Origin of the sequence: Paenibacillus luteus, from assembly GCF_006542765.1 — a bacterium.
Lineage (GTDB): Bacteria > Bacillota > Bacilli > Paenibacillales > Paenibacillaceae > Pristimantibacillus > Pristimantibacillus luteus.
This window is the reverse complement of the sequence record NZ_SKCD01000031.1, coordinates 1-26,309: the sequence shown is the minus strand read 5'-3', so window position 1 is coordinate 26,309 and position 26,309 is coordinate 1. Positions and strand designations below refer to the sequence as shown.

Annotated in this window: 27 protein-coding genes; 21 read left to right on the top strand and 6 right to left on the bottom strand. The window is 48.4% G+C overall.

What is annotated here, in order from left to right; translation table 11 throughout:
- The first annotated feature begins 257 nt into the window (after window positions 1-257).
- From cysT to E0496_RS21850, 6 genes are all read left to right on the top strand, one after another.
- Window positions 258-1,019, top strand: coding sequence for a sulfate ABC transporter permease subunit CysT (cysT, locus tag E0496_RS21875; protein ID WP_141503935.1), 762 nt, complete (start codon window positions 258-260; stop codon window positions 1,017-1,019).
- Complete coding sequence (locus tag E0496_RS21870) at window positions 1,019-1,816, top strand: sulfate ABC transporter permease (protein ID WP_141503934.1); 798 nt, start codon at window positions 1,019-1,021, stop codon at window positions 1,814-1,816. The genes cysT and E0496_RS21870 overlap by 1 nt, the downstream gene beginning before the upstream one ends.
- Window positions 1,817-1,819: 3 nt before the next feature.
- On the top strand, window positions 1,820-2,884 hold the full coding sequence (locus tag E0496_RS21865; RefSeq protein WP_141503912.1) for a sulfate/molybdate ABC transporter ATP-binding protein: 1,065 nt from the start codon (window positions 1,820-1,822) through the stop codon (window positions 2,882-2,884).
- A 34-nt stretch (window positions 2,885-2,918) separates the two neighbouring features.
- The gene (locus E0496_RS21860) at window positions 2,919-3,992 is read left to right on the top strand and encodes a sulfate ABC transporter substrate-binding protein (protein ID WP_141503911.1); all 1,074 of its coding nucleotides are present in this window, start codon (window positions 2,919-2,921) and stop codon (window positions 3,990-3,992) included.
- Between the two features lie 228 nt (window positions 3,993-4,220).
- Window positions 4,221-4,532: a DUF1806 family protein gene (locus E0496_RS21855; RefSeq protein WP_141503910.1), complete on the top strand. Its 312-nt coding sequence runs from the start codon at window positions 4,221-4,223 to the stop codon at window positions 4,530-4,532.
- The gene (locus tag E0496_RS21850; protein WP_141503909.1) at window positions 4,529-5,236 is read left to right on the top strand and encodes a PIG-L family deacetylase; all 708 of its coding nucleotides are present in this window, start codon (window positions 4,529-4,531) and stop codon (window positions 5,234-5,236) included. The genes E0496_RS21855 and E0496_RS21850 overlap by 4 nt, the downstream gene beginning before the upstream one ends.
- 31 nt (window positions 5,237-5,267) lie before the next feature.
- Here the strand turns inward: E0496_RS21850 and E0496_RS21845 are convergent, their stop codons facing one another.
- Entirely contained in the window at window positions 5,268-6,422 is a 1,155-nt protein-coding gene (locus tag E0496_RS21845) for an acyl-CoA dehydrogenase family protein (RefSeq protein WP_141503908.1), read from the bottom strand.
- A gap of 189 nt (window positions 6,423-6,611) precedes the next feature.
- Here E0496_RS21845 and E0496_RS21840 point away from each other — a divergent pair, with 189 nt between their 5' ends.
- Complete coding sequence (locus E0496_RS21840; protein WP_161601517.1) at window positions 6,612-7,757, top strand: MFS transporter; 1,146 nt, start codon at window positions 6,612-6,614, stop codon at window positions 7,755-7,757.
- Window positions 7,758-8,214: 457 nt separating this feature from the next.
- Here E0496_RS21840 and E0496_RS35910 read toward each other — a convergent pair whose 3' ends face one another.
- The gene (locus E0496_RS35910) at window positions 8,215-8,376 is read right to left on the bottom strand and encodes a hypothetical protein (RefSeq protein WP_175598104.1); all 162 of its coding nucleotides are present in this window, start codon (window positions 8,374-8,376) and stop codon (window positions 8,215-8,217) included.
- Between the two features lie 379 nt (window positions 8,377-8,755).
- Here E0496_RS35910 and E0496_RS21835 point away from each other — a divergent pair, with 379 nt between their 5' ends.
- Both E0496_RS21835 and E0496_RS21830 read left to right on the top strand, forming a co-directional pair.
- Window positions 8,756-8,989, top strand: coding sequence for a hypothetical protein (locus E0496_RS21835; RefSeq protein ID WP_139993915.1), 234 nt, complete (start codon window positions 8,756-8,758; stop codon window positions 8,987-8,989).
- Between the two features lie 201 nt (window positions 8,990-9,190).
- Entirely contained in the window at window positions 9,191-11,332 is a 2,142-nt protein-coding gene (locus tag E0496_RS21830) for a transglycosylase domain-containing protein (protein WP_141503906.1), read from the top strand.
- A gap of 117 nt (window positions 11,333-11,449) precedes the next feature.
- Here E0496_RS21830 and E0496_RS21825 read toward each other — a convergent pair whose 3' ends face one another.
- Window positions 11,450-11,839 carry a hypothetical protein gene (locus tag E0496_RS21825; RefSeq protein ID WP_241674927.1) on the bottom strand — a complete coding sequence of 130 codons (390 nt, stop codon included), beginning with the start codon at window positions 11,837-11,839 and terminating at the stop codon, window positions 11,450-11,452.
- 98 nt (window positions 11,840-11,937) lie between these two features.
- Here E0496_RS21825 and E0496_RS21820 point away from each other — a divergent pair, with 98 nt between their 5' ends.
- The 3 genes from E0496_RS21820 to E0496_RS21810 are packed head-to-tail and all read left to right on the top strand — an operon-like array spanning window position 11,938 to window position 13,504.
- The gene (locus E0496_RS21820) at window positions 11,938-12,234 is read left to right on the top strand and encodes an antibiotic biosynthesis monooxygenase family protein (protein ID WP_141503905.1); all 297 of its coding nucleotides are present in this window, start codon (window positions 11,938-11,940) and stop codon (window positions 12,232-12,234) included.
- A gap of 45 nt (window positions 12,235-12,279) precedes the next feature.
- Entirely contained in the window at window positions 12,280-12,690 is a 411-nt protein-coding gene (locus E0496_RS21815; protein ID WP_141503904.1) for a DUF4265 domain-containing protein, read from the top strand.
- A gap of 31 nt (window positions 12,691-12,721) precedes the next feature.
- Entirely contained in the window at window positions 12,722-13,504 is a 783-nt protein-coding gene (locus E0496_RS21810; RefSeq protein WP_141503903.1) for an SDR family NAD(P)-dependent oxidoreductase, read from the top strand.
- Window positions 13,505-13,585: 81 nt separating this feature from the next.
- Here E0496_RS21810 and E0496_RS21805 read toward each other — a convergent pair whose 3' ends face one another.
- On the bottom strand, window positions 13,586-13,834 hold the full coding sequence (locus E0496_RS21805; protein ID WP_053377646.1) for a type B 50S ribosomal protein L31: 249 nt from the start codon (window positions 13,832-13,834) through the stop codon (window positions 13,586-13,588).
- A gap of 228 nt (window positions 13,835-14,062) precedes the next feature.
- On the opposite strand from E0496_RS21805, the gene fur reads away from it, so the two are divergent.
- The 8 genes from fur (at window position 14,063) to E0496_RS21765 (ending at window position 23,446) form a co-directional block, all read left to right on the top strand.
- A complete protein-coding gene (gene fur, locus E0496_RS21800) occupies window positions 14,063-14,542 on the top strand; it encodes a ferric iron uptake transcriptional regulator (protein WP_175598103.1) in 480 nt (159 codons plus the stop codon).
- A gap of 273 nt (window positions 14,543-14,815) precedes the next feature.
- Window positions 14,816-15,625, top strand: a complete 810-nt coding sequence (locus E0496_RS21795) for an AAA family ATPase (protein ID WP_175598102.1) — start codon at window positions 14,816-14,818, stop codon at window positions 15,623-15,625.
- A gap of 212 nt (window positions 15,626-15,837) precedes the next feature.
- A complete protein-coding gene (locus tag E0496_RS21790; protein WP_141503902.1) occupies window positions 15,838-17,037 on the top strand; it encodes a GTP-binding protein in 1,200 nt (399 codons plus the stop codon).
- Window positions 17,038-17,059: 22 nt separating this feature from the next.
- Entirely contained in the window at window positions 17,060-17,533 is a 474-nt protein-coding gene (locus tag E0496_RS21785) for a hypothetical protein (RefSeq protein ID WP_141503901.1), read from the top strand.
- Window positions 17,534-17,642: 109 nt separating this feature from the next.
- Window positions 17,643-18,671, top strand: coding sequence for an ABC transporter substrate-binding protein (locus tag E0496_RS21780; protein WP_141503900.1), 1,029 nt, complete (start codon window positions 17,643-17,645; stop codon window positions 18,669-18,671).
- A 14-nt stretch (window positions 18,672-18,685) separates the two neighbouring features.
- Window positions 18,686-19,720, top strand: a complete 1,035-nt coding sequence (locus E0496_RS21775; RefSeq protein ID WP_141503899.1) for a FecCD family ABC transporter permease — start codon at window positions 18,686-18,688, stop codon at window positions 19,718-19,720.
- Between the two features lie 19 nt (window positions 19,721-19,739).
- Window positions 19,740-20,768: a FecCD family ABC transporter permease gene (locus E0496_RS21770; RefSeq protein ID WP_141503898.1), complete on the top strand. Its 1,029-nt coding sequence runs from the start codon at window positions 19,740-19,742 to the stop codon at window positions 20,766-20,768.
- Window positions 20,769-21,007: 239 nt separating this feature from the next.
- Entirely contained in the window at window positions 21,008-23,446 is a 2,439-nt protein-coding gene (locus E0496_RS21765; protein ID WP_141503897.1) for a bifunctional diguanylate cyclase/phosphodiesterase, read from the top strand.
- 60 nt (window positions 23,447-23,506) lie between these two features.
- On the opposite strand, the gene E0496_RS37225 is transcribed toward E0496_RS21765, so the two are convergent.
- Together E0496_RS37225 and E0496_RS21755 are read right to left on the bottom strand one after the other, a co-directional pair.
- A complete protein-coding gene (locus tag E0496_RS37225) occupies window positions 23,507-23,656 on the bottom strand; it encodes a cysteine-rich CWC family protein (RefSeq protein ID WP_421924442.1) in 150 nt (49 codons plus the stop codon).
- A 122-nt stretch (window positions 23,657-23,778) separates the two neighbouring features.
- The gene (locus tag E0496_RS21755; RefSeq protein WP_141503895.1) at window positions 23,779-24,585 is read right to left on the bottom strand and encodes a Cof-type HAD-IIB family hydrolase; all 807 of its coding nucleotides are present in this window, start codon (window positions 24,583-24,585) and stop codon (window positions 23,779-23,781) included.
- A gap of 176 nt (window positions 24,586-24,761) precedes the next feature.
- Here E0496_RS21755 and E0496_RS21750 point away from each other — a divergent pair, with 176 nt between their 5' ends.
- Entirely contained in the window at window positions 24,762-26,198 is a 1,437-nt protein-coding gene (locus tag E0496_RS21750; protein ID WP_141503894.1) for a S41 family peptidase, read from the top strand.
- Window positions 26,199-26,309: the final 111 nt, after the last annotated feature.

Genomic DNA, 26,309 nt, shown 5'->3' with positions numbered 1-26,309 from the left:
TCTTTTTTTATGTTCTGCGAATGACGTATAAACAAGCTTCATAAGAAAATGCTATGAAAGCGATTAGATTATCTAAATTTAGCATTGACTTAATCCCAGTTTGGATGCTACATTAATAATACCTAGTAAGCTAATGGGAATTATATTTTTGGTTGTTTTGCTACACCTACGGCACGAGCCGATGGTCTGGAGGTTAAGTCACATTGAATGCTTTGTTTCGTGGAAAAGGGTGGAGCTTCGGCTTTCGAAGCGCCATAATGCTTTATTTTGTCATCCTTATCGTCTTACCTATCTTCGGCATTTATACGCAATCCTTCTCGCTTGGATGGACCCCTTTCTGGGAAAGTATTTCCGACCCCCTAGCTTGGAAAGCGGTGCTGCTTACGGTAAAGCTGGCGGTCATCGCCACGGTTCTGAACATGTTTCTTGGAACGATGATTGGCTGGGTGCTTATTCGTTACCGCTTCCCCGGTCGTCGCTTTCTGAACAGTCTAGTTGATTTGCCATTCGCACTGCCGACAGCAGTAGGCGGGCTGATGATTCTGCTGCTGCTTGGACCTAATAGCCTCGTTGGAGGCTTAGCCCAGAAGATCGGCATTGAAATTGTTTTCCATGAACCTGCGATTGTGGTCGCCATGCTGTTCGTTACCTTCCCTTTCGTCATTCGCGCGATTCAGCCGCTGCTTGAGGAAATGGACAAATCGGAGGAAGAAGCAGCTTATACCCTTGGCGCTACTCGCACAAAGACGTTTTTTAGCGTTATTTTTCCAACGATGCTGCCTGGTATTTTAAGCGGGGCAATGCTCGCCTTCTCCCGCGGTATCGCGGAGTTTGGCGCTGTCGTACTCGTTGCGGGCAACATTCCAGGTAAAACCTTGATTGCCTCGGTTTATATTTTCGGAGAAATTGAAAGCAGTAATCCGCAGGGAGCGGCCGCCGTATCGGTGCTGCTGCTGACGCTATCCTTTCTCATTCTTTGGACGGTTAACCTCATTCAAGGCAGGAGGGGCGGCCAATGATGAGAAGGCTGTGGATTACATTAACCTATATTGTGTTTGGACTGCTGCTCATCGCACCGCTCATCAAGATTTTTACAGGCTCGTGGGCGGATGGTTGGGATGGTTTTATCGAAGGCATTACGAGGCCGCAGTCACTGCATGCACTCATGATGACTGGCATTATCGTCGTTGTCGTAACCGCATTAAATACCGTTTTCGGTATCATGCTGGCAATGTATCTAGTCCGTGCAGAATGGATCGGAAAAAAGTTAAAAAGATTGCTTAACAGCCTTGTTGATTTGCCATTCGCCGTATCGCCGGTCATCGGCGGGTTGATGATCGTGCTTATTTTGGGACCTAATACGATTATCGGCACCATGTTTGAGGACGCGGGCTTCAAGATTGTTTATGCACTCCCAGGTATGATTCTAGCAACCTTGTTTGTAACCTTCCCGCTTATGGTACGCGAGGTTATGCCGGTGCTGCAGGAGATTGGTGCGCAGCAGGAGGAAGCGGCGTCTACGCTTGGCGCGTATTCGTGGTATACCTTTTGGAAGGTGACTTGGCCATCAATTCGGTGGGGGGTCATCTATGGTGTTGTATTGACGGTTGCTCGCTCGCTTGGCGAGTTTGGCGCTGTGCTCGTCGTATCGGGAAATATTATGAACAAAACGCAAACTGCGACAACGCTCGTTTATCAGGATGTTGAAAATTTTAACGTTGTTGCTGCTAACGGCGTTGCCCTTGTCCTAGCCGCATTTTCCGTCGGATTGCTGCTGCTCATGGAATGGGCGAAAAAACGAAAGGAAGTGCATTAAGCCATGCATATTGAAGTGCGGAACTTAAACAAAAACTTTGGCGATTTTCATGCAGTGAAGGATGTAAGCTTTGAAATCGAAAAAGGTCATCTGATTGGCTTGCTCGGTCCGAGCGGCGGCGGTAAAACGTCCATACTTCGTATGCTGGCGGGACTGGAGTCTCCTTCCTCCGGCGATATTATCTTCCATGGCAAACGCGTGAATGATCTGCCGCCGCAGGAGCGCGGCATCGGCTTCGTGTTCCAAAACTATGCGTTGTTCAAGCACATGACCGTGTATGACAACATCGCCTTCGGTCTGAAAGTGAAGAAGCAATCGAAGGAGCAAATTCGCGAGCGCGTCATGTATCTGGTTGAACTGACCGGCCTCATGGGCTTCGAGCACCGTTATGCTCATCAGCTCTCCGGCGGACAGCGGCAGCGGGTAGCCTTTGCAAGAGCACTTGCTCCTGAACCGCAGCTGCTGCTGCTTGATGAGCCGTTCGCCGCCATTGACGCGAAGATTCGTACGGAGCTTCGCACCTGGCTGAAGGAAATGATCGAACGTGTCGGTATTACGTCGATCTTCGTTACGCATGACCAGGAGGAAGCGATTGAGGTTGCGGATGAGATTATGATTATCGGCAAGGGTAAGCTGGAGCAGAAGGGCAGCCCATGGGATATTTATAAAAGTCCGGAGACGCCGTTTGTTGCAAGCTTTATCGGGGAATCTACGATCGTGGAAAACATCTCGGAGCTCAAAGGTTTTGATGATGCGGCCAGTCGTCTGGGCACGAAAGCGCTCATTCGTCCGGAATATATCGAGATTGGCAAGCCGGGAGAAATTAAGCTGGCTTCCGCGACGCTGCCAGGTAAAGTGAAGCAGCTGCATTTCCGCGGCAGCGAATGGATGGTCGAGCTGCTGGTCGGCGAGACGAAGCTGATTACGTACCGCTCGCTTGAGAAGGAAGTGCTGCATCCGGGTGACCGAGTAGACGTACTTGTACACCGTGCTTATTTGTTCAATGACAATGAAAGCTGGATTGCGGAGAACACCTTGAAGGTCGATCCGATGCCTATTCATATTTAACCAATAAGCGACGTAGAAAGAGTTGTATGCGAACATGAAAATAAATCGATCAACAAGTCAGCGCATGCTTGTGCTGCTGCTTGCTGCGGTGATGCTGCTGGTTGTGGCAGGCTGCGGCAAGGATGGGCAGACGGGCGAAAATGAGGCTGGGTCTACCGTACAAGACGGCGATGTAACCCTTGTCATCGGTGCATATTCGGTAGTGAAGGATGCTTTTGCAGAGCTGCTTCCCGCATTCCAAGCGTATTGGCTGCAGGAAACCGGGCAGAAGGTCACTTTTCAGGAATCGTATGAGGCTTCCGGCACACAAGCTCGCGCGATTGCTGGAGGCTTTGAAGCGGATGTCGCGATTCTCGCGATGGAGGGTGATTTGGACAAAATCGCCAACGCCGGCTTCATAACGCATGATTGGAAGGCGGCGCAGGGCAGCAGCGGGATGATTACGAACTCCATTGTTGTATTGGGAACCCGTGCTGGCAATCCGCTCGGTATTCAGGATTGGGATGATTTGACGCGGAAGGGCGTTAAGGTGCTGTATCCAAATCCGAAGACATCAGGCGGAGCGCAGTGGGATATCAATGCGATTTATGGCGCCGGACTGAAGCAGTCCGAAGTGAAGAACGGTATCAAAGATCCGGACTATGCCAAAAGCTTTCTGAAATCTGTGCATGCAAACGTGGAATCGCTCGATAAGAGCGGACGCGCATCGATGGCAGCTTTTGAGTACGGCGTTGGCGATGTGATTGTCACGTATGAGAACGAGCTGCTTGCCCGGATCAAGAAGGGCGTAAACTACGACATTGTCGTGCCAAAGAGCACGATCCTAATCGAGAACCCAGCTGCTGTCGTGGACAAAAATGCGGATAAGCATGGCACACGCAAGGTGGCCGAAGCGTTTATATCCTATTTGCATAGCGAGGCAGCACAGCGCCTCTTCGTAGAACATGGCTTCCGGGCCGTAGATGAGAAGGTGGCGGCGGATACGAAGGATCGTTACACGGTTCCGGAGGAACTTTTTGACATTTCGTATTTAGGAGGCTGGCCCGAGGTCAGAAAGAACCTTTATTCGAAAAAAGGCGTCTGGTATCAGGTGCTTGCTGATTTGTAACATGGAAACAACTCATTTCGTTATCAACTTAAGTTCGTTCTATCTAGGTGGAAAATAGAAAAAAAGCTTTTCAGGCCATTGGCTTGAAGGGCTTTTTTTGGATTAAGCATAGGCAAGCTCATTCCATAATGGAACATTGCAAATGAGGCATCTATGGTGATTTAACTGAGGGTCATGCTAAAATATAAAAGCTTCTATTTATTTGAACAAAAGGGGAATGAAGCGAACATGATAAAAATTACCAAGCTTGGGCTGGATGCAGCGTTTCGAGCTTTTATAGCGCAGGAGCTTTATGTGCACAGTGAGGCGACCTCTTACCTTTTTGTCCGTAACTTCAAGGTACAGCTGGAAGAGGCTTTAATTGCTGGAGAGGGCCCGTACCGAATCGCGCTCAAGTTTGACGGGCAAGGCTGGCTTCGCATGGAAGCCCTTACGCATTATGAAGAAACAGCGGAAGGCAGGCTGCTGCTCGCGGGTTTTGATGATCTGGGCAGGATGAATGTCGCTTTGCATTTGGGGAAGGAGCCGTTTCCAGAATGAGAATAAGAGATGACAAACCGAAAAGAAAACTATTGGCCGTATTTGCTCATCCGGACGATGAGTCCTTTATTTGCGGAGGGACGCTCGCCAAATATGCCGCTATGGGGGTAGAGATCACGCTTGTCAGTGCTACCCGGGGCGAAATGGGACGCAGAATGGGCAATCCCCCGTATGTAAACCGGGAAACGATGCCTGCCATTCGGGAGCAAGAGCTGAACAAAGCATGTGAAGCGCTCGGTATCGAGCGGCTGATTTTTTTTGATATACGCGATAAAATGGTTGAATTTTACGATTATGAGCAGTTAGTTGATCGAATTGCGGCGTTAATGGAAGAGATTCGTCCTGATGTTGTTCTCACCTTTCATGAAGTTTTCGGCGGGCATCCCGATCACTGTGCGATCGGTAAAGCGACGACTGATGCTTTCCGGCGCGCAAGCAAGCCGAGCTCGCTTTATTACATTAGCTTCGGCGATGCGATGGAAGCACCTGAGTCGTTTGGTTACGCCAAAAAGGATATTGTCAAAATCGACATCCGACATCATTTGGAAGCCAAGCTTGCCGCTTTCCGGGCACATCGCTGCCAGACGGAAATGGACAAGTGGGTCTGGGAACCAGACCGCAAAGCACTGGCCCGTTTCGGGCAAGCTGAATATTTTATCGCTTCAAACACGCCTGCAGGCGGAACGAAGGATGACTTGTTTTAGCTGCCCGAGAGGGTTAATCGTATCTTACGGTTCATTGTTCCTTTAAAGCTTCCGAGGCGAGTGTCTGCAGCACCATGTTATCCATAGGTGGATTATGCAGGCCGGCACGCACGTCGCGGTAATATCTTTCCAGTGGAAGCTTTCTGGATAAGCTTGCGCCGCCGACGATGCGCATCGCGATGTCAACGACCTTTATCGCATGGTTGGTTGCGACGTATTTGGCTAATCCGAGCTCCGGCCTGAGATTCGGGCGGTTGTCTATTTCCGCATCCCAGCGGTCAGCAGCTTCATATAGGAGGCTGCGGGCTACGCGAAGCTCAGCCTCCATCTGTCCGATGGATTGCTGGATAGCCGGGAGCTCGGCAAGGGGCCCTTGCAAATGATTGGGACGGTAAGTCTTCGCATAATTGATGACAAAGTCCCGTGCAGCTAATGCAATTCCGAGGTAGCAAGCAGGAATATGCAGCAGCCAACCGCCGCCGTCGTCAGTTCCTTTGCCTGTGAGACGATTTTCCTCTGCGGTGAAGACATTGTCCAGTATGACATCATGGCTGCCTGTGCCTCGCATGCCAAGAGTGTCCCAGGTTTCGGCAATGCTTACTTGTTCATTTTTATAAACAAGAAAGTCAGCGACCGTCTCTTCCTCCGGGATATAGGCGGTCACGACAAAGCGGTCAAGGATGGGAGACAGCGTGCTGAAGGTTTTACGACCTGTGATCCGATATCCGCCGTCCTCCCGTATGGCAGTCGTTTCCGGTTTGCCTCCGCGGCTGGGGCTTCCGGATCCGGCTTCGCTGGCTAATGTATTAATCATGGCTCCTTCCTGAACGATGGCCTGGCACAGCTTCTCAAATTGCTGTTCGGGCCATTTCCGTGTGGTGCGCAAATGAAGGACCTGACCGATATGCCAGCCCACGGCCAGCGCTGTCGAGCCGTCCCCGTAGGCTAAGCGCTCTTGCAGGCCAACTAGCTCATGCAGCGAGGCTTCATCGCCACCAAATTCCTTTGGCACCGTCAGCTTTAAATAACCGGCTGCTTGCAGCTCGGCAAAGTTTTCGTGCGGAAAAGAGCCCTGCAGGTCATGCGCAGCCGCCCGCTCGGCAAATCCTGCCGCCAAAGCATCTATTTTATAAGCCCATTCTCTCTCCTCGGCATTACGGATATATTGATCGATTAACCGCCCCATGGCAGAAACCCTCCTTTATCATTTCAGCACTTCTCTATTCGCATTTTACCATACCGCACTGCAAATACGTGTTAACTTCGGGCAGCAATAAACGAAATTGCTTTTACAAAAGGCTGGCATCACGATTATAATGGCTCAAGATATGATAAACAGAAAGCACAATGAATGCTGACACTAAGGAGATCCGGCGTGAGAAGATTAGCAGGTTATTATTTTTTGATGTATTTGGCTATTTCCGTCTATACGCCTTATACGAGTCTCTTTTTTAGCGACAAAGGCTTTAGTAACACCGTTGTCGGCTTAATTCTTTCCTTATGGGCATTCGTCAGTGTCGTTTCCCAGCCTGTGATGGGGATTTTGAACGATCGGATGAGCAATCCCCGGTTAATCTTGCTCGTATCAGCTGTGGTGGCGCCTATGACCGGGATCGGTTTTTATTTCTTTGACGGGTTGCCTGCGATTATTATGCTTTCACTTTTCTTCGCATGGTTTCAATCCTCGATGGCGCCGCTTAGCGACTCCTTTGCCGTTGAGATGGGGAAGCGAGAGGGCTTTTCTTTCGGCAGCATAAGGCTGTGGGGGGCGCTTAGTTATGCCATTGGCGCATTCGCATCGGGTTTTGTCTATGAAAAATACGGCTATGATTCTATCTTCTTTTATTATCTGGCGATCAATCTTTGCTTAACGCTGGTTATCTTCCTGCTGCCAAGCACGAAGCCGGCCTTTCGCAAGACGACGATATTGGAGCAGGTCAGCGAGGTGATTCGGAACCGGCCATTTTTAATTTTTGTAGGCATTAGCATGATGACCTTTATGTCCGTAGCGATTAATTTTTCATTTTTGCCAATCTATTTCAAGGAACTTGGTTTTGACAAAAGCTTGCTAGGCAGCGCGTTTGCGATTGCTGCGATTATCGAAGTTCCGATGTTCTGGATTTCGGCTAAGCTCAGCCGGAAAATCGGCCGTTACCGTGTGCTTAGTGCCGCTGCTGCGATTTATGCGCTCAAATATGTTCTGCTGTTTGTTTTTGCCGACGTCTATTTAACGTTAGGCTTGCAGTTGCTTGACGGAATTGCCTTCGCCTTTGTAGCCGGAACGGCTGTAGAGGTGGTTGAGAGCTATTCCAGCGACCGGACCAAAGCGACCATGCAGACGGTGTTTGCAGCAGTCACGTGGGGGCTAGGCGGTATTGTAGGCAACGCCTTCGGAGGCATTGTCGTCGATCATTTGGGCCCGCAGCTGCTTTATCTCATCTTAGGCATCTTCTGCGCTACCGCTTCGACTCTCTATATGATTACCAGCCGAGGCTCTGCCAGCAGGATGATTAGCGGGTAATCCAGCTTGCACGAAGTGAAATCAGTTAATCCTACTCTTACATAAAAATATATGCACTCTGGCTGTTTACAACTTTTTTTCGTCGCTAGCTTTAACTATCTGTAACAACTTCTCCCGGTCCGCAACATGAGCTGAGGAGTTTTTTTTTATTGTATTTGAGTCGTGTTATTCCGCAGACAGAGAAGAAGTGTAGGAGTATACGGTTAGATTGTTTTGGAAGATATCAGGGGGCGAGTGTAGTATTACCAGGCTTGTGATGAGCTTGAACTTACTGAGAGAAGAGAAGAGAAGAGAAGAGAAGAGAAGAGAAGAGAAGATGGGCAAGAAGCAGCCAACAAGACTTAGAAATATTAGTTCATGTTATTATTTTCACATTTTCGGTTTTACATTATAAGGGAAAGAAAGGGCTACCCCAAACGGTCATCAACCCCGGGGGAATAGCCTTTCTTTCGTGCGATTAGAACATCGGGAATACGTAGCGTGCCAGGAAATACAATGCTCCGAAAAAGATGATAATGTAGGCCGCATATTTGATGAATGTAGAGGCAACCAAGCTTGAATCCGATTTTTTCTCCACATGGCGTTCCTCAATCTCAACGTTATTTTGTCTGGTAACCATTTTAACCACTCCTTTGAATATATTGGTTAGTCTCCATTACCCTGAATAATAAGAGATGAATCAACCAGCTCGAAGATGTTCGAGTTGCTTCAATGGAAAAAGGAGGAGAATGCAAAAAAATAATGATGGTTAAGCTCCGCAGCCGCGGAGTTTTTTATTTCTCATCCAAGCGCATAGTGAAGCAGTGAGGAGCCGAATTACACTTCCGATCGTAGATGTAGGTTTGTAAGAAGCATCTTGAACGGAATTCAGCGTGCCTTTTTTGATGGTGAAGGGTTCTATTTCATTGTCTCCTGAATATCTTAGATAACGAAGCCCTATTGTTGCAGGTACGCCATTTATGCAAAACAATAGAATAGGGCAGCAGGAGGCATACGCATTGAACGAAGCTTGGAAAACAATAAAGAGAAGCGCAGACAAAAACAATGGCAGCAGGGATGTTTTGTATGAAATCAATCAAACGATCGCAGAGCTGGAAATCTATTTGGAGGCTAATCCAGATGATGACATTGCACAGGGGCAATATGAGCAGTTTCTGACCAAACGGGACGATTTCACTTTGCTGCTTACGGAAGCTTTCGATAAGCTTTCACAAACCGAAATGCGAGCTTGACCAAATAGTGTTGGGATACGATTATAATCGGGCAAATGATGTTTGAGGATTATAAAATAGGTCTAAAAAATGCTGGGGAGCAGTAATCTGCTTCTCGGCATTTTTTTTGTGCGTACAGAACGGATGGGCATAGCGTACTGAAAATTGGTTTTAACTGCGAATAGTTTAATGCGAAGGAAACACAGACACGGGGGAACGAACATGAAAAAGCAAGCAAAAAAAAGAAGAATAAAGGGGAAAAGCATTCTGTTGTTGTTAATGTCATTCCTTGCAATCGCACTGCTAGGCGGCTGGATAACGTTTCGTCAGCTCGTGAACGCGCAGGATATCGGCCAATTGGAGGTACCGTTGCCTGCTGCGACTATATTGTATGATCAAAGCGGAACAGAAGCCACGCGCATCTCCTTCAATGATATTGATGAAATGGCATATGAAGATATCCCGCAGTCCATGGTCGATGCAGTTGTAGCCGTGGAGGACAAACGGTATTTTGAGCATAGCGGAATGGATATGCGCGCCATCGGGCGTGCTTTTATGGCGAATTTCACATCAGGCGGCACGGTACAAGGCGGCAGCACGATTACGCAGCAGCTTGCCAAAAATGTATTTCTATCGCAGGAGCGCACCTGGTCTAGGAAGTGGAATGAGGTGCTCTTGGCGAAGAAAATAGAAGAGAACTACGATAAGCAGGAAATCATGGGGATGTACCTCAATCAAATTTATTATGGCGAGGGGGCGTGGGGGATTTCGCGGGCGGCAAGCATTTATTTTGGCAAGGAGGCCAAGCGGTTGACGGTGGCTGAATCGGCCTTGCTGGCTGGTCTTATTAAAGCTCCCTCAGCGCTTTCTCCCTATAAACATATAAAAGAAGCGACTGCGAGGCGGAATGTGGTCCTTCAACTGATGAAGGATCAAGCCATCATTAGCGAGGACAGCTACACTGCTGCGCTTAACGAGCCGGTGCACCTGCTCAGCGCTAAGCCAAACAGAATTGATCATATGAGCTACCCTTACTATGTAGATCAGATTATACGTGAAGCCGTCGGTCAATATGGATTATCGGAAAATGAAGTGCTCCAAGGCGGGCTGCGTATTTATACGGCACTGAATATAAACATGCAGCAAACGGCGGAGCAGGTGTACGCGCAGGAATCGCTTTTCCCGGAAAGTAAGCCGGATCAGCTGATTCAGAGCAGCGCTGTCTTGATTGATCCTCGCGATGGCGGAATTCGGGCGCTCGTTGGCGGCAGGGGGGATCAGCCGTTTCGTGGTTTTAACCGTGCTTCTCAGTTGAAGCGGCAACCGGGGTCAACAATCAAGCCGATCGTCGTTTATACGCCTGCCTTGGAGCAGGGCTACAAGCCAAGCGACGAGTTGGTTGATGAACCGATAAATATTAACGGCTATGAGCCGCAAAACGCGGACGGGTCTTTTCACGGAAAGGTATCGCTTTATGAAGCGCTCATTCATTCGTATAACGTTCCTGCTGTAAAGCTATTGAATGAGATGGGCATTAAACAAGGAACGGATGCTGCAGAGCGCTTCGGCATTCCTCTGACGGAGGGGGACCGCTCGCTGGGGCTTGCGCTTGGCGGTCTTCAGGAAGGGGTATCTCCCCTCCAAATGGCTGAAGCATTTGGCGTATTTGCAAATGATGGCGTCCGTTTGCAAGCACATGCCATTACGCGTATCGAGTCTGCAGATGGAGCTATTCTTGCGGAATTCTCGCTGAATACGGGTAGCACGAAGGTGACAGAGCCTGAGGTGGCGCGTACGATGACGGCCATGCTCGAAGGCGTCATTACGGATGGGACAGGCACTTCAGCAGAACTAAAGGGACGGCCGCTTGCGGGCAAGTCGGGGACGACTCAAATGATCGGAACGACGGGATATGGAGCCAAGGACAACTGGTTCGTCGGTTACACGCCGCAGCTTGTCGGGGCCGTATGGCTTGGCTATGACCAGAGCGATAGCAGCCATTATTTGTCGACGAGCTCCAAAGCAGCAGCAGCCGTATTTCAATCGCTTATGGCGGGCGCTTTAAGAGATGAGCCTGTTCTTGCATTTCCGAAAGCATCCGGAAAGCTTCCGAATTTGAACAGCAAGGATAATAAGGAGCCAAAAGGCGAGGGAGCATCGGATAAGAAAGATAAGCATAAACAGAGCAAGGAAGAGGAGCGAAAGCAAAAAAAGAAGGACAGGGAAGAGCGGAAAAAGGAAAAGGAAAAGGAAAGGGATAAAAAAAAGGACAGAGAAAAGGATAGTGAAAAGGACAAGAAAAAAGAGAGGGATAGAAAAAGGGACAATGATAAGAAAAATGGCGGACAAAACCAGAATGATTGAGCATCGTGCCTTTGAGCTTTGACATATCAATTAAATTAAAAAGTGTATAGTGGAATCAAAGTGAATGAGCTTGCAATGGAAGGACAGCACCCCGGTGCAGCTCTTCCATTGCAAGCTTTATTTGCCTTTGGCGACAAAAAAACCGGTTAGGATGATGGCAAGGCCTGCCCATGTGCGCCAGGTTGGAGCTTCCCTCATAAAGATAAACCCCATCAGCAGGGAAACAAACAGTTCAAGCCCTTTGGAGGCCAGCAGCACGTATCCAAGATTTCCGAGCGCCTTGTAGCCAATCTTGATACCATAACCAATGCACAAATTGGCAATGAGGAACAAAGGCAGTACCACAAGCTGAAATTTGAGCGTAGTCCAAAAATGCGGGTCGACATGCTTGCTTTGATAAGCGTACACCATATTTACGATAAGCAAGCCGGCAAGAAGCAGTGAAGAGCTGTAGAGATAATTCAAAGCAACCTCCCGTTTTTTGTCCTCACCTAATAATGTTTCCATTACCCAACTTTTTTATGAGGAAGGCGTTATGCTGCTGAACGCGGTGGTTTTTTTACGGCAATTCGTATATGCTAGATTCAAAGGAGAGGACTATTCCTATGATTTTGGAAGTAGCGATTTTGCATGTGAAAGAAGGGCTTTCGCTAGAATTTGAGAGTCAGTTCAAAAAAGCTTCTGCGATTATTTCCAGTATGAGGGGCTATATCAACCACGAGCTTCAGCGGTGCCTAGAAACAGAGCGGCAATATATTTTACTGGTTAGATGGGAATCGCTTACCGACCATACGGAGGGCTTTCGCGGCTCGGCAGAGTATTTGGAATGGAAGAGTCTTCTCCATCATTTTTACGACCCATTCCCGGTCGTGGAGCATTATGAGAACGTCGAGCTTGGTTAAGGAACAGGCTGAGCTCCAGCAATGCATTTGAAATTAGGCTAGAGGGTGGATCACATTCAAGATTTTATTCCATTGCATCTCTGCTTCGATGGCGCAGGCCGGGAGGTTGAGGTATTAGACGTCGTTCAACTGGATGAAGACATTTATCGAATTGAGGAAAATCCTGTTTTTACCGAAAATGTGGCTTATGGTGACGTTATAAGGGTGAAAGCAATAAAGGATGCTTCCATGTACATAGAAACGATTGAGAAATCAACGTTCACCAGGCATAATTGGCTTCTAAGCAAAGAGGTTATTTTTTCCTTGGAGCTAAAAATGTTGAAAAACAAAATTAGGGATTGGAAAGGGAAATCCCAGCAAGTATTCGGGGGCATATTTATCGTCAATTTGCCAGCGAATGTAGAGGTCGATATCAACGACGAGGTACAGAGGGTTATCGATATCGTTCAAAAATAAGCATAAAGCAAAGAGGGAGGCGACGCGGGAGATGGAACTTGGGATTCGCGGGAAGGCTGCTATCATTACGGGTGGAAGCAAAGGAATTGGGCTGGCGACGGCATTGCTTCTCGCATCTGAAGGCGCTGAGATTGCGATTGTAGCTAGAGACGCAGAAGCGCTGCAAAGCGCAGTAGAGCAAATCAAAGAGCAGACAGGCAAAGAGGTGCTGGCGATTAGCGCAGACGTGTCCAAGGCTGAAGAGGCGGTTCGGGCCGTTGAAGAGACAGCGGCACATTTTGGCGGCATCCATATCCTGGTCAATAACGCGGGCACGTCAGCAGCCCGTCCATTCCAGCAGGTAGAGACGGATGCTTGGACATCGGATCTGGACTTGAAGCTGTTTGGTGCCGTTCATTTTGCGCGTGCGGCTTTGCCTTATATGCGTGATGTAGGTGGCGGCGCAATCGTTAACGTAACGGCGATCGGCGGAAAAACGCCAGGCGCTTCCTCGCTGCCTACATCGGTTAGCCGTGCGGCAGGCCTCGCGCTCACCAAAGCGATGAGCAAAGACCTCGCTGCAGACCAGATACGGGTAAACGCCGTATGTATCGGGCTCATTCGCAGCGCCCAAATCGAACGGATGTGGCAGGCAAAAGCACCTGAGCTTAGCTGGGAGGAATTTGCTGCCGATCCTCGCCATGGCATTCCGCTCGGACGGATCGGAAACGCGCAGGAAGCAGCTAATGTAATTGGCTTCCTGGTGTCTGAGGCGGCGTCCTTTGTGACGGGAACCTCGGTCAATATCGATGGCGGTATTTCTGCTGTGTTGTAGCTTTGATGAACGAAATAAAGCTCCTTGCAGCTGGCCGTATTGCACGGCTGACTGCCTGGAGCTTCTTTCCTGAATGACGGTTTATTTCTTCTGCTGAATCCGTTGGTTGAAGCGGTCGACACGTCCGCCTTTGTCCGTGTTGCGCTGTTTGCCAGTGTAGAACGGATGCGAAGCCGAGCTTGTATCGACGCGGATAACCGGATAGCTGTTGCCGTCTTCCCATTCCATTTTTTCATTGGACGATTTGGTGGAGCCCGTCAGAAATTTGTAGCCGCTGCTCACATCAAAAAATAAAACCTGATGGTAAACCGGATGTATTCCGTCTTTCATTATATTCACCTGTCCCTTATTAGTAATTTTTACGAAATAAAACTTGTCTTCATCATATCGATAACTGTTATCAATGTCAAGGCGCCGGTCGAGAGCGGTATTAAAATATGGTATTTGCTAAATTTGAAAAAGTATACTACCATTAAATTATAATGATTCTAAAAGTAAGCCTTTTCATAAATGTTTCCTGTTTATGCGCAGGCTTTTCAATACAAGGAGGTATCCTGGATGTTAAATATTACAACAGAAATGGACCGAATCAATCGACATTTGATGGCGAACGGATACAAGCTAACGACCCAACGTGAAATTATATTGCGAGTGCTGCTGGAGAATGAGATGGATCATTTGAGCGCAGAAGGTGTGTTTATGCTCGTCAAGCAGCAATATTCAGAGATCGGGCTGGCGACCGTTTATCGGACGCTGGAGCTGCTCGCAGAACTGCATGTCGTGGAGAAAATGAATTTCGGCGACGGTGTGGCCCGTTACGATCTTCGCGGCGAGGGTCATGAGCACATGCATCATCATCTGATTTGCGAGGATTGCGGTTCGCTGACAGAGATCAAAGAGGATTGGCTGTATGAGATCGAGCAGCGGATCGAGCAGGAATTCGGCTTCAAGGTGACGGATCATCGGCTTGATTTTACGGGTACTTACAAATCATGCAGCAAGGGCGAGTGCAAGCGATCGCGCAAAGCGGTCTCTTGACCTGTATAGATTAAGTCATGATTCTATGGCTTAAATGCTGTTAGTGAGTGAATAGTTGAGGATAAAAAGATACAGGAGCTTTCCCTGAAGCAGTTTCTGCAGCCAAAGGGGAAGGCTCTTGTTTTTTTGCATCAGACAAGTCAAACCATTGCGTAGAGGAGGAGTGAAATACGCACCTTTGAATTTATTTTGCAAATCGTAATGTTTCTGATATACTTAAACGTAATGATTACTATTATAAAAAGATTCAACAAAAGGAGTTTTATCCCCCAAATGAGCAAAAATAATAATCATAACCGTCTTCCGAGAGCCAAGGGCTCAGAGATGGCGACCTTCTATGCGCCAAAGGATTGTGCGCGCAAGGTGAAGCGCATCGTATTTCAGCCGGAAAATCGCAGAATCATTGAGGAATTTCTAACCATTTTGGAGATAAAAGATAAATTCGCTGAACATGACGTTCCGATTCCCAATAAAATCGTCATGTATGGGCCGCCAGGCACGGGCAAGACGCTAACGGGCTTTTTTATGGCGCAGCAGCTTAACATTCCGCTCGTGCTGGTTCGCTTGGATTCCATTATTCACAGCCACCTTGGCGAGACGGCCAGCAATGTGCGCAAAATATTCGAATATGCCAAGGCGTCGCCTTGTGTGCTCTTTCTGGATGAGTTTGATGCGATAGCAAGAACGCGGGAAAACAATGACGAAGTGAAGGAAATGGCGCGGGTCGTGAATACGCTGCTGCAATGCCTGGACGAATTCGAGTGCGACAGCCTGTTTATGGCCGCTACGAATTTGCAGGAGGAGCTGGATCACGCGGTTTGGCGAAGATTCGATACGAAGATGACGTATGGTATGCCCGATGATACAACGAGACACGAGTATATTAGGCTGCTCATCGGTGATTTTGAGCATGAAGAACATACGCTGCTGAATGCTTCCTCCTCGCTCAAGGGATGCAGCTTTGCTGATATGGAACAAATTGTATTAAAGGCAAAGCGAAAAGCAATTATCGAGAGCTCCCGCCTTACGCCTAGGCATATCCAGTTTTCGCTAGAGGAATATAAGCCGCATTTGAATACGTAGCCGATAGAACGATGACCGATCATAATTTTATAAGCTTGGTAACGAAGAAGAGGGAGAAATATGCTCTAGTTTAATCGTAATTATTACGATTTTTCGTCCGAGGTATAACATGAATTAGCTGGATTGCATGTTCCTTATTTTTAATGCACAGCTAAAAAGAGCAAATGCAAACGGAAGGGCAACTCAACTTAAACAAAGAGGTGGATAGGCAAATGACAAAACAAGCAGCAGTTCAAAAAATTCCAGTTACGGTGCTAAGCGGTTATTTGGGAGCCGGCAAAACGACGGTTTTGAACCATGTGCTGAACAATCGGGAAGGATTGAAAGTCGCCGTTATCGTCAATGATTTAGGTGAAGTGAATATTGATGCTGATTTGATACGCGATGGCGGCGGGCTTAGCCGGACGGAGGAATCGCTTGTAGAAATGTCCAATGGCTGCATCTGCTGCACGCTGCGGGATGATTTGCTGAAGGAGGTGGAGCGACTGGCGCTGGAGAAGCGTTTTGACTATATTTTGATCGAATCCACGGGCATTGGCGAGCCAGTCCCGGTAGCACAAACGTTTACATACGTAGATGAGGAGCAAAATATCGATTTATCCCGGCTGACACGGCTGGATACGATGGTTACGGTCGTGGACGCGATCAATTTCTGGAACGATTACAACACGCAGGAATCGCTGCTTGATCGCGCGCAGGAAGCGGGCGAGAGCGACACTAGGGGAGTAGTCCATCTCTTGATTGAGCAGGTTGAATTTTGCGATGTGCTCATTATTAATAAATGCGACATGGTTAGCGAAGACGAGCTGGATCGACTTGAAAGGACGCTAAAAGGGCTGCAGCCGAGGGCGAGGGTGGTAAGAGCGAGCAATGGCGGCGTTAATCCAAAAGATATTTTGAATACAGGCTTGTTCGATTTTGAAGAAGCAAGCCAGTCCGCAGGCTGGATCAAAGAGCTTCAGAAGGAGGAGCACACGCCTGAAACGGAAGAATACGGCATCGCAACGTTCATTTATAAGCGGAAAATTCCGTTTCATCCGGAGCGGCTGCTGAAATGGCTCGCGAAATGGCCGAGGGCGGTTGTGCGCTCCAAAGGTCTGATGTGGATTGCTACGCGCAATAATATGGCGGTTACATTCAGCCAGGCTGGGGTATCACGGCAGCTTTCTCCAGCAGGTCTATGGGTCGCGGCTTTATCGGAGGAAGAGCGCTTTGCCTACTTTGGAGGCGAATACGAGAAAACGGCGGATTGGGACGAGAAATGGGGCGACCGGGTCACGAAGCTTGTATTTATCGGCATAGACATGGACCGTGAGGAGATTGCCAGGTCACTGGATACGGCGCTGCTGACACCGGAAGAATTGGCCGGCAACTGGCGTGACCTGAAGGACCCGATCCCCAATTTCTCTTGATGGTTAATAAGGAGTGGAACGGATGAGCAACAGCATCATGAACGACAAAACGGAGCTTATGATTAGCAAGCATTCAGATGGGATGTGGATGCGGAGGAATCGGGAGCTGGAAGCTTGGGCTGAACGTGTAAAACTGAAAAAAAAGGATAAGCTTACGGTGCTGATGGATTCATTCGCCGTAGACGCAGAGCTTTATCCTGCGCTTTCCCTTCTTCGCTGCATGAATATCCCGACAGAGTTTTCATGCGCTGGCGTTAGTGTGCTGGATGACCCATTCGAGCATTCCTTATATGCGTATATTACATTTCATTCGTGCGGGCAAACCGAGGATTTCGTTCGTTTTGCTATGGGTTTATTAAAGCATCGTTTGCTAGTCACGTATGAACCGGCCCGCAATCGTTATGATGTATCTTCGTTTTTTATCGGGCATAACCGCTCCTTTTGCCTGTTGATGCAGCGCTGCGCGGAAGCCTATGAACAGGCTGCAACTCGGTAGTTGGAATGATTCGGGCATCGGGCAAAAGCCTCATGACCGGATAAGCGACATGGTGCAAAAATAAGGTTTATCGTATTTTCTAACATTGAAATACAGGGGAGTTATCTTAATGAAAAGCAAGAAAATTCAAGTAGTTATTCTTCTGCTTGCTGCAGCCTTATTGGTATCGGCATGTGGAAACCGTGCAAATACGGGGGCTGACCCTGCGGAGGAGAAAGCCGATCTGGCGACGAATGCTGCAATTATGGAGACAACTGCTGGGGGGTTCGAGCCGCAAACGGTCGTTGATGCTACAGGAACCGAGCTTGAATTTCCAGCGCAGGTGGCTAGAGTTGCTTGCGTCGTATCGCTTTGCGTGGATTTATTGGCTGAGCTGGGGCTGGAGCCTGTCGCTATTGCGGAGAGTGGTGTCCGTACTATCGCGATACAGCCGGAGTTCTACGGCGCCAAAGGAGAGTCCTTTGCTTCTATCGGAGGCAGCTTCTTCGAGCCGAACCTCGAGGATATCGTGACGGCTAAGCCGGATCTCGTTATCGGCTTGATGGGGATTCATGATGCGCTACGAGAAGGGCTCGATGGTGTTGCTCCTATTTATTTGGCCAATCCCAAGAGCTATACGGATTCTATTGCCTTGCTGGAAGCTATAGGGAAGCTGACCGGTAAAACGGCTGAGGCTAAGGCGGCGGGAGAAGCGTTCCTCACCAAGCTTGACGATGCCAAGCAGAAATCGCCAAAGGACAAGAAAGCGCTGATTATGTACGGATCGGACGTCAACTTTGCGATCGTTACAGATAGTGGTCTTGGCGGTACGGTATTAAAGGAAGTGACGGCATATCCTTGGCGGGTTAACGATCCGGACGAGGATCCATACGGAGACGGCAGCATTCAGTATTCGTTGGAGAAGCTGCTGGAACAAAATCCGGATGTTATCTTCATCGAAAGCTACTCTTACAGCCCGGGTACCAAGCCATTGTCTGAGCAAATGGCAGAGCTCCCGCTATGGAGCAAACTCAAGGCGGTTCAGGAGGGCAAGGTTATCGAGGTTCGTTCCCCGGTGTGGGGCGATGGCCGAGGCACCCGCTCGCTAGGCATTTTATTGGATGAATCGCTTGACTATATGTATCCTGATTTGTTCTAGGAGGAAGCGACGGCATGCGAGAGCAAATCCCATTGCTAGTTAACGGAAGAAGAAGCATACTTCTTCTTCCATTTTTTTTATTTGTTCTGCTTTTTTTTACGTCTGCTGCGATGCAGTTGAAGTTTGGTTCCCCGGCGATGACCTGGGAAGAGCTGCTGTCTATTATTTTTTCTCATAGAGGAGATGATCTTCGGCGCACGATCGTTTGGGAGATGCGGATTCCGCGGATTTTGCTAGGCTTTATGGTTGGCACCATGCTGGGGGCGGCAGGGACTATCATGCAGGGAGCCATGAACAACAAGCTGGCTGGACCTGAGCTGCTAGGCATATCATCAGGAGCGTCACTTGCAATGGCAGCTATTACAGTACTGCATTTGCCGGTCACTGTGCTGTTTCATCCCGCAATTGCTTTTATTGGAGGTCTGGCAGGCGGCTTAAGCGTGCTGATTGCCTCCAGAGGCAGTCGAGGAACGGTTGCCCTGCTGCTTATCGGAATGTCCGTGTCAGCTATTCTGAACGGTTTGCTCATTATTTTGATCTCTCTTGGAACGAGCAATGATGTAAATCTTCTCTATACGTATTTGCTCGGTTCTTTGGCCAATCGCAATTGGAACTACGTTATACGGATGCTGCCATGGTTTGTGATGGTATTGCCTTTCGCCTTCTTCTTCACCCGTACGCTAAACCTTATGCAGCTTGGAGATGAAGCGGCAGCAGGACTTGGCGTTCAGGTGCATCGCGCAAGGATGTGGATGCTTGCGCTGTGTACGGGTCTGGTCGCTATCACGGTAGCTCAGTGCGGACCTATAGGCTATATAGCCTTAATTGCACCGCATCTGGTTCGCTCATTGCTGAGCTCGCTCGATGCGCGCTTGGTGCTGCCTTTATCAGCTTTATGCGGCGGGGTGCTGCTTACGGCGGCGGATACGATTGCACGGTTGCTTCTCTATCCGATGGAGATTCCGGTTGGTGTGTGGACGACGATATTTGGCGGCGGTTTATTTTTACTCTTTTTTGTCAAACGGCAAGGAGGCGGCACGCGTGCGTAACCACGGGAAGATACAGATAATGCAGGATCGCAAAAGACAGCTTTCCATTCTTTTTCCATTGGTTGGCATCGCCATTTTGTTTGTGCTGCATATCGGACTTGGCAAGACCATGCTGTCACCTGAAGAAGTTATACGTGCGTTGTTTCATGATGATGCCGATGGAGGATTCCGGCATATTGTGTGGAATTTGCGATTCCCACGCGCACTGATTGCGATTGCAGCCGGGATGATGTTGGGAACGGCGGGCGCTATTTTACAAGTCATCATGCGTAATCCATTAGTGGAGCCTGGCCTAATCGGGGCATCCTCAGGAGCAGTACTGATGGCGGTACTATGGATTAGCTATGCGCCGAATGCGTTGACTGAATTCATTCCACCGCCTTTCATCGCTCTTCTTGGCGGTCTAAGCGCGGTTATGCTTGTTTACGCAATGAATGCTCGGCAGCAGGGCAACGGTGCACGGCTGGCTTTGCTAGGCGTCATCTTGACAGCGATATTGCAGTCGGCGACCTCGCTCCTCCTGCTCAAAAACCAGCAGGGGCTGTCCACGATTTTCTTGTGGACCTTCGGCTCTCTTAACGGGCGGGGCTGGAGCAGTTGGTCCATGCTTTGGCCTTGGGCTGCTGCAGGTCTGCTTCTAGCGATGCGCTACGCCAGAGAGGCAGAAGTGCTGCAGCTCGGGGATACGGCAGCTCAGGGACTAGGCCTCTCAGTCAATCGCGATCGTTTTATTCTGCTTCTTATAGCGACCGCATTAACAGCTGCATCCGTTTCTGTAGTTGGCGCCATTGGCTTCATTGGGCTTATCGGCCCTCATATCGCATCACTGCTTGTCGGAAGACGACCGGTCTATCTGTTTCCAGCAAGCGCGCTGCTTGCCGCTCTTCTTCTGCTGGCTTCGGATTGGATCGGGCAAAGCCTGACGCTTCGGCTGCCTTTTCCAGGAATGGAAAACCACGTAACCAGCTTGCCGGTGGGTGGCGTTACTACGCTGCTCGGTGCACCTTTTTTTCTATATCTGCTGCGAAAAGCTTTGGTGAGGAAGTGAATGAGATAAATCGGTAATAATCGATTTGCAGGTATGATAGCAAGGAGCCGCCCAAGGTCATTGACCTTATGGGTGGCTTTTTTTTACTCCTTTGTGATCTCATCTCGCAGGCATTTATGCGTGAATTCATATTATTTATAGAGATATTCTCTATAATTTCAAAAAAATTTTAGATCATTCATGTATAATAAAGTTGTGCTCTGGCAGATAGTCATTTTACATAGAATAGAGGGGATGAAATGGAGCATGTTCACGGTTCTTATGACAGCTTATTAGTTTTTTTCTCATATATCATTGCAGTAATGGCCTCATATACAGCATTGGATTTGGCCGGCAGAGTAAGCAGTTCTAGAGGAAGCACGCGAATCGGCTGGTTACTGTTTGGTGCAGTATCCATGGGAATGGGAATATGGTCGATGCATTTTGTCGGCATGCTAGCTCTTAAGCTTCCAATACCAATTAAATATGATTTAGTCATCGTTTTGTTGTCGGTCTTTGCAGCTATAGGTGCAGCTTACATAGCGCTTTACGTTGTTGGCCGCTACGAATTGACGAAGGCTCAGCTCCTGATTGGCGGCTTGCTGCTTGCGACAGGCATTTCCGTTATGCATTACGTCGGAATGGCCGCGATGCTTATTCATATTACGTACAGTCCATTTGTTTTTGTACTTTCGATTTTAATCGCGGTTATCGCGTCGATTGCGGCTTTGTGGTTATCCTTTTATTTTCGCAAGGGCGACCAGAGCGGAGAGGTATGGAAAAAGATTGGAAGCGGAGTCATTATGGGCGCTGCGATTTCCGGGATGCATTATACGGGCATGACAGCGGCTAATTTCCATAATAGCAGCAAACCTGCTCTGTTTTACGGCGTCATTTTGGATCAGAAATGGCTGGCTTATTTTATTGCCGGCGGCATTTTTTTTACACTAAGCTTGTCCTTGTTCGGCATTTATATATCCAAGCGGCTTGCCCGGAAAGATTCGGAGATTGAGCAAAACGAGAAATGGTACAAATCCTTGTACGAAAATAGCCAAGATGGCATCGTATCCGTAAATTTGCAAAACAGGGTCATCAGCCATAATTCCATTGCTCTGCAAATTACCGGATACAGCAGCAAGGAAGTCATCAATCAACCCGTTTCCACATTGGATGCAATCATTGTCAGCGAAGACCGTGATCGCGTGAAGGAGATGTTTCAGAGGTCGTTTCAAGGAGAAACGATAAATCACGAAACCTCGATTATCCGAAACGACGGCGAGCGCCTTGATTTAAGCGTGGCCAATGTCCCTGTAATCGTCGAGGGGCAAGTGGTTGGAAGCTATATTATTTTCAAAGACATTACGGAAGAAAAACAGGCGAAATTGAGAATAAATCATTTAGCCTTCCACGATGAACTAACAGGCCTGCCGAATCGCCGCTTGTTTAATCAGAGCATCGCCGAGGCCATCGAAGAGAATAGTAGCAATGAGGCCCCTTTTGCCGTTATGGTACTCGACATCGACCGTTTCAAAATGATTAACGACTCGCTTGGACATACGATCGGTGATCAGTTTCTGCAAGAGGTCAGCAGGCGCATCATGAAAGCAGTAGCCGGGCATGAGGTGATGCTTGCGCGAATGGGTGGCGATGAATTTACGCTGTTATGCCGCAATTACGTTTCGCAAGAAACGGTTGAGCAGCTTGCGAGCGAAATTATTAACTGTATACAGGCTCCTTACCGTTTGAAAGACAGCGACTTCTATGTATCGGCCAGCATTGGCATTGCGCTGTATCCCGTGCACGGGCTTGATGATGTGCAGCTATTGAAAAACGCGGACACAGCCATGTACGAAGTGAAGAAAAAAGGAAAAAACGACTATCAATTTTTCTCTACGGAGCTGGATCAGAAGCTGCTGGAAAAAATCGAGCTGGAAAGCGATCTGAGGAAAGCCATTGAACGGGGGGAGCTGCTGCTTCATTATCAGCCGCAAATTCGGGCCGAAGACCGAGCGATGGTTGGCATTGAAGCGTTGGTAAGATGGGAGCATCCGACGAAAGGGCTGTTGTCGCCTGGACTATTTATTCCGATTGCCGAGGAGACAGGAATTATTTATGAGATGGGTACCTGGGTGCTGCGGGAGGCTTGCCAGCAAATGCGGCAATGGCATGACGAGGGCGGGCCGTTGATCCCGATATCCGTGAACTTATCATCACAGCAATTTCACCAGCCTAAGCTCGCAGAATATATTATGGCGATTCTAAAGGAGACAGGTCTTGAGCCAGCTTATCTGGAGCTTGAGATCACCGAGAGCATGATGATGGATGCGAAGGTGTCCAGCAGCATTTTGAACCAGCTGAATGAATATGGGATTCGAATCAGCTTGGATGATTTTGGTACAGGATACAGCTCGCTTAGCTATTTAAAGATGTTCCCGATACACAAGGTAAAGATCGACCGTTCCTTTATTCGGGAAATTACCGAAAATAACAATGACCGAGCGATCGTATCTACAATCATTGCGATGGCTCAGCATATGAATATGGAGGTCATTGCCGAGGGCATTGAGACGAAGGATCAGCTGGATATTTTAACGGACAACTCATGCCAGAAAATTCAAGGATATTATTTCAGCAAGCCATTGTCTGCTGTTGATGTTGAGAAGGCATTTTTCATACCCGAACGTGCAAACATTAGCTAGCTTGCAGCCAGATTCTTTGATTTTATTAGATGCAATATGATTAGAATCTGACTGCAAAGGCTACTTGCGTGAAGCTTGAAAGGTATCCAGACAGGACTTGCAGATGCAGGCTTTGCCGCGCTGCTCGTCTGGAAGCTGCTGGAGAAGCTCTTGAGGGAATTTTTCGTAAAAGCACCAGCAATTCGCTTGATCTTCGTTAACGGCTTTCATTCCGCAATGGTTCGGCTCGCCACATAATGGACAATTCATTCGCGTATGCTCCTTCGTTAATAACAACAGCCCGTTCGCTTCCGGCGAAGGGGCTGTTTTGTTTCGTTATTGATGAGGTTCGGCTATTCAGTCGGTGCTTCAAGCACAAACTTCTCAATGACATGTCGAACGCCTTCCTCATTGTTGGACAGTGTTACGTAATCGGCGATATCCTTGAGCGACTGAATAGCGTTGCCCATCGCAACGCCAAGGCCTGCGGCAAGGATCATTTCATTGTCATTCCACGCATCGCCAAGCGCAATCGTTTGATCCATGCTGCAGCCCAGATGCTCGGCCATAAAACGGAGGGCATGTCCTTTTGTGCCTTCCTTATGCATAAATTCTAAATAATGCGCCTTTGACTTCGTAATATGGACCCTGTCGCCAATCAGCAGCTTAAGTTCCTCGGCGATGATATCCAGCTTGTCTGGGTCATCGATAATAAGCATTTTGTTCATTGGAAAGTCGAGCAACTTATTAAAATCAGGTTCTATTTTGTAAGGAATATTGGAAAGCTTGGAGTAGGCTTTTATTTTATCGTTGTCTTCGGTCCCGTACAGCTCGTCATTGACATACAGCTGCAGGTGGAGGCCATTAGCTTCGACGTAGGCGTGAAGCTCCTTGGCGGCATCGACTGGTACGTTTCTCTCGTACAGGACTTGTCCGTCCAGCAGAGTTTTGACGAGGGCTCCTTGATAAGTAATAATAGGAACATTGAGTTCGATTTGTTTAGCGATTTTTTGGGCGGAAGCGAACATGCGTCCAGTTGCCAGCGTAACGGTTACGCCTTGTGCAATCGCAGCCTCCATCGCGCGCTTCGTACCCTCGGTTACCGTCAGGTTATCGGTTAATAAGGTGTCGTCAACATCAATAGCGATTAGTTTGTACATGCTTGCAGTGAAGCTCCTCTCTTGCTCTTAATATTTAAGATTAGGTTGATTGTAGCTAAAAAGAACTGCACATTCAAGACCGTGGGCGTTCTTTCGAAGTAAGTTTTACTTCGTAAAACGGAGCGTATGCTTTCGAAGTAAGTTTTGCTTCACAAAACTTTGTAGGAGATGAACAGATGAACGATTTTACATCAGCGGCGGCAAAACAACGGTTTGTGACTCTCTGCGTGATGGGTGCTGTATTGTTTACAGTAATTGGATTCTCGCTTGGGGTGTTTTGGATGGGAAATCGCTATCCGATGCTAACAGAGCCTGTATTTAAGCAATTTACGGTATCCTATAACAAGATTATGAAGGATTATTTGAACGGGGCCGAAGCGAGCAAGCTCATTAACGGGGCGGCAGAGGGCATGGTTGCATCACTGGAGGACCCTTATTCCCGTTATTTAACGGAGAAGAAAGGGGATGCTTACACACAATCTTACGAAGGCCAAATTTACGGCATCGGTGTAGAAATCCGTGAGGAGGAAGGTCAGTTCGTCATTTCCGCGATTACGAAGGGCGCTCCTGCCGAGCGTGGCGGCTTGTTAATGGGCGACACAATTATCTCGGTGGGTGATCAGAAGCTTAGTGGCAAATCGTATGATGAGCTGATTGGACTCGTTAGAGGAGAAGAAGGAACATCGGTCTCGCTTCAAATTCAAAGGCCAGGTCAAACGGAGCTGATTGCCTTGACGCTTAAGCGTGAAGCGATACCGATTCATACGGTTACGTCTGAGCTGCTTGAAGGCGGAATCGGCCATGTGACGATCAGTCGCTTTGCAGAGAAGACAGCTGAAGAATTTACGGCTGCCCTTGAGGAGCTTCAGAAGAAAGAGCCTCTTAAAGGCCTTCTGCTGGATATGCGTTCCAATCCCGGAGGCTTGCTGCAGCCCACAATAAAGATCGCAAGCACATTGATTCCGAAAAATAAAGTCATTCTGAACGTTGTTTACAAAAACGAGCGCCAGACCATTACGTATAAGTCTAAGCAGGAGAAGGAATGGACGATCCCGATTGTTGTCCTCGTGAATGGACAATCGGCCAGCGCGAGCGAGGTGCTGACCGCTGCCCTGAAAGAGTCTGCGGGAGCTGTAGTTGTCGGCGAGAAAACGTATGGCAAAGGCGTTGTACAGGCCTTTAATCAATTTAAGGATGGCTCTGTCTTAAGCCTTACGGAAGCGCAGTGGAAGACGCCTAATGGCACCTGGATCAATAAGCAGGGGGTATCGCCGGACGTTGCCGTTGCCCTGCCTGCCTTTACGCAGCTAAGGCCGCTTGCCATTGGCACAGATATGAAGGTCGGAAGCTATGGTGAGGATGTGAAGACGCTGCAGCAAATGCTCAAGGAGCTTGGCTACACGCCAAACGGCCAAGAGGGGATGTTCGATGAGAAGACTGCGGAAGCGCTAAGCAAGTTCCAGAAGGCAGAAAAACTGGAGGCGACAGGAAGCTTTAACGACAAGACGGGTTATCAGCTTCTGGAGCGGCTTCGCGAGAAGCTTGGACGTGAGGACAGCCAACTGATCAAAGGAGTAGAGCTTCTTAAAAATCGCAGTGTCAATCGTCTGTGAAAATGTCACCTTAACTGTGCTATGAAAATGTCACTCTTTAGTTTGGAGGCCGCCCTTACCAGGAGGCCTCTGAATAATGGTTATGTTGTGAATACATGACGTCTTGGAACG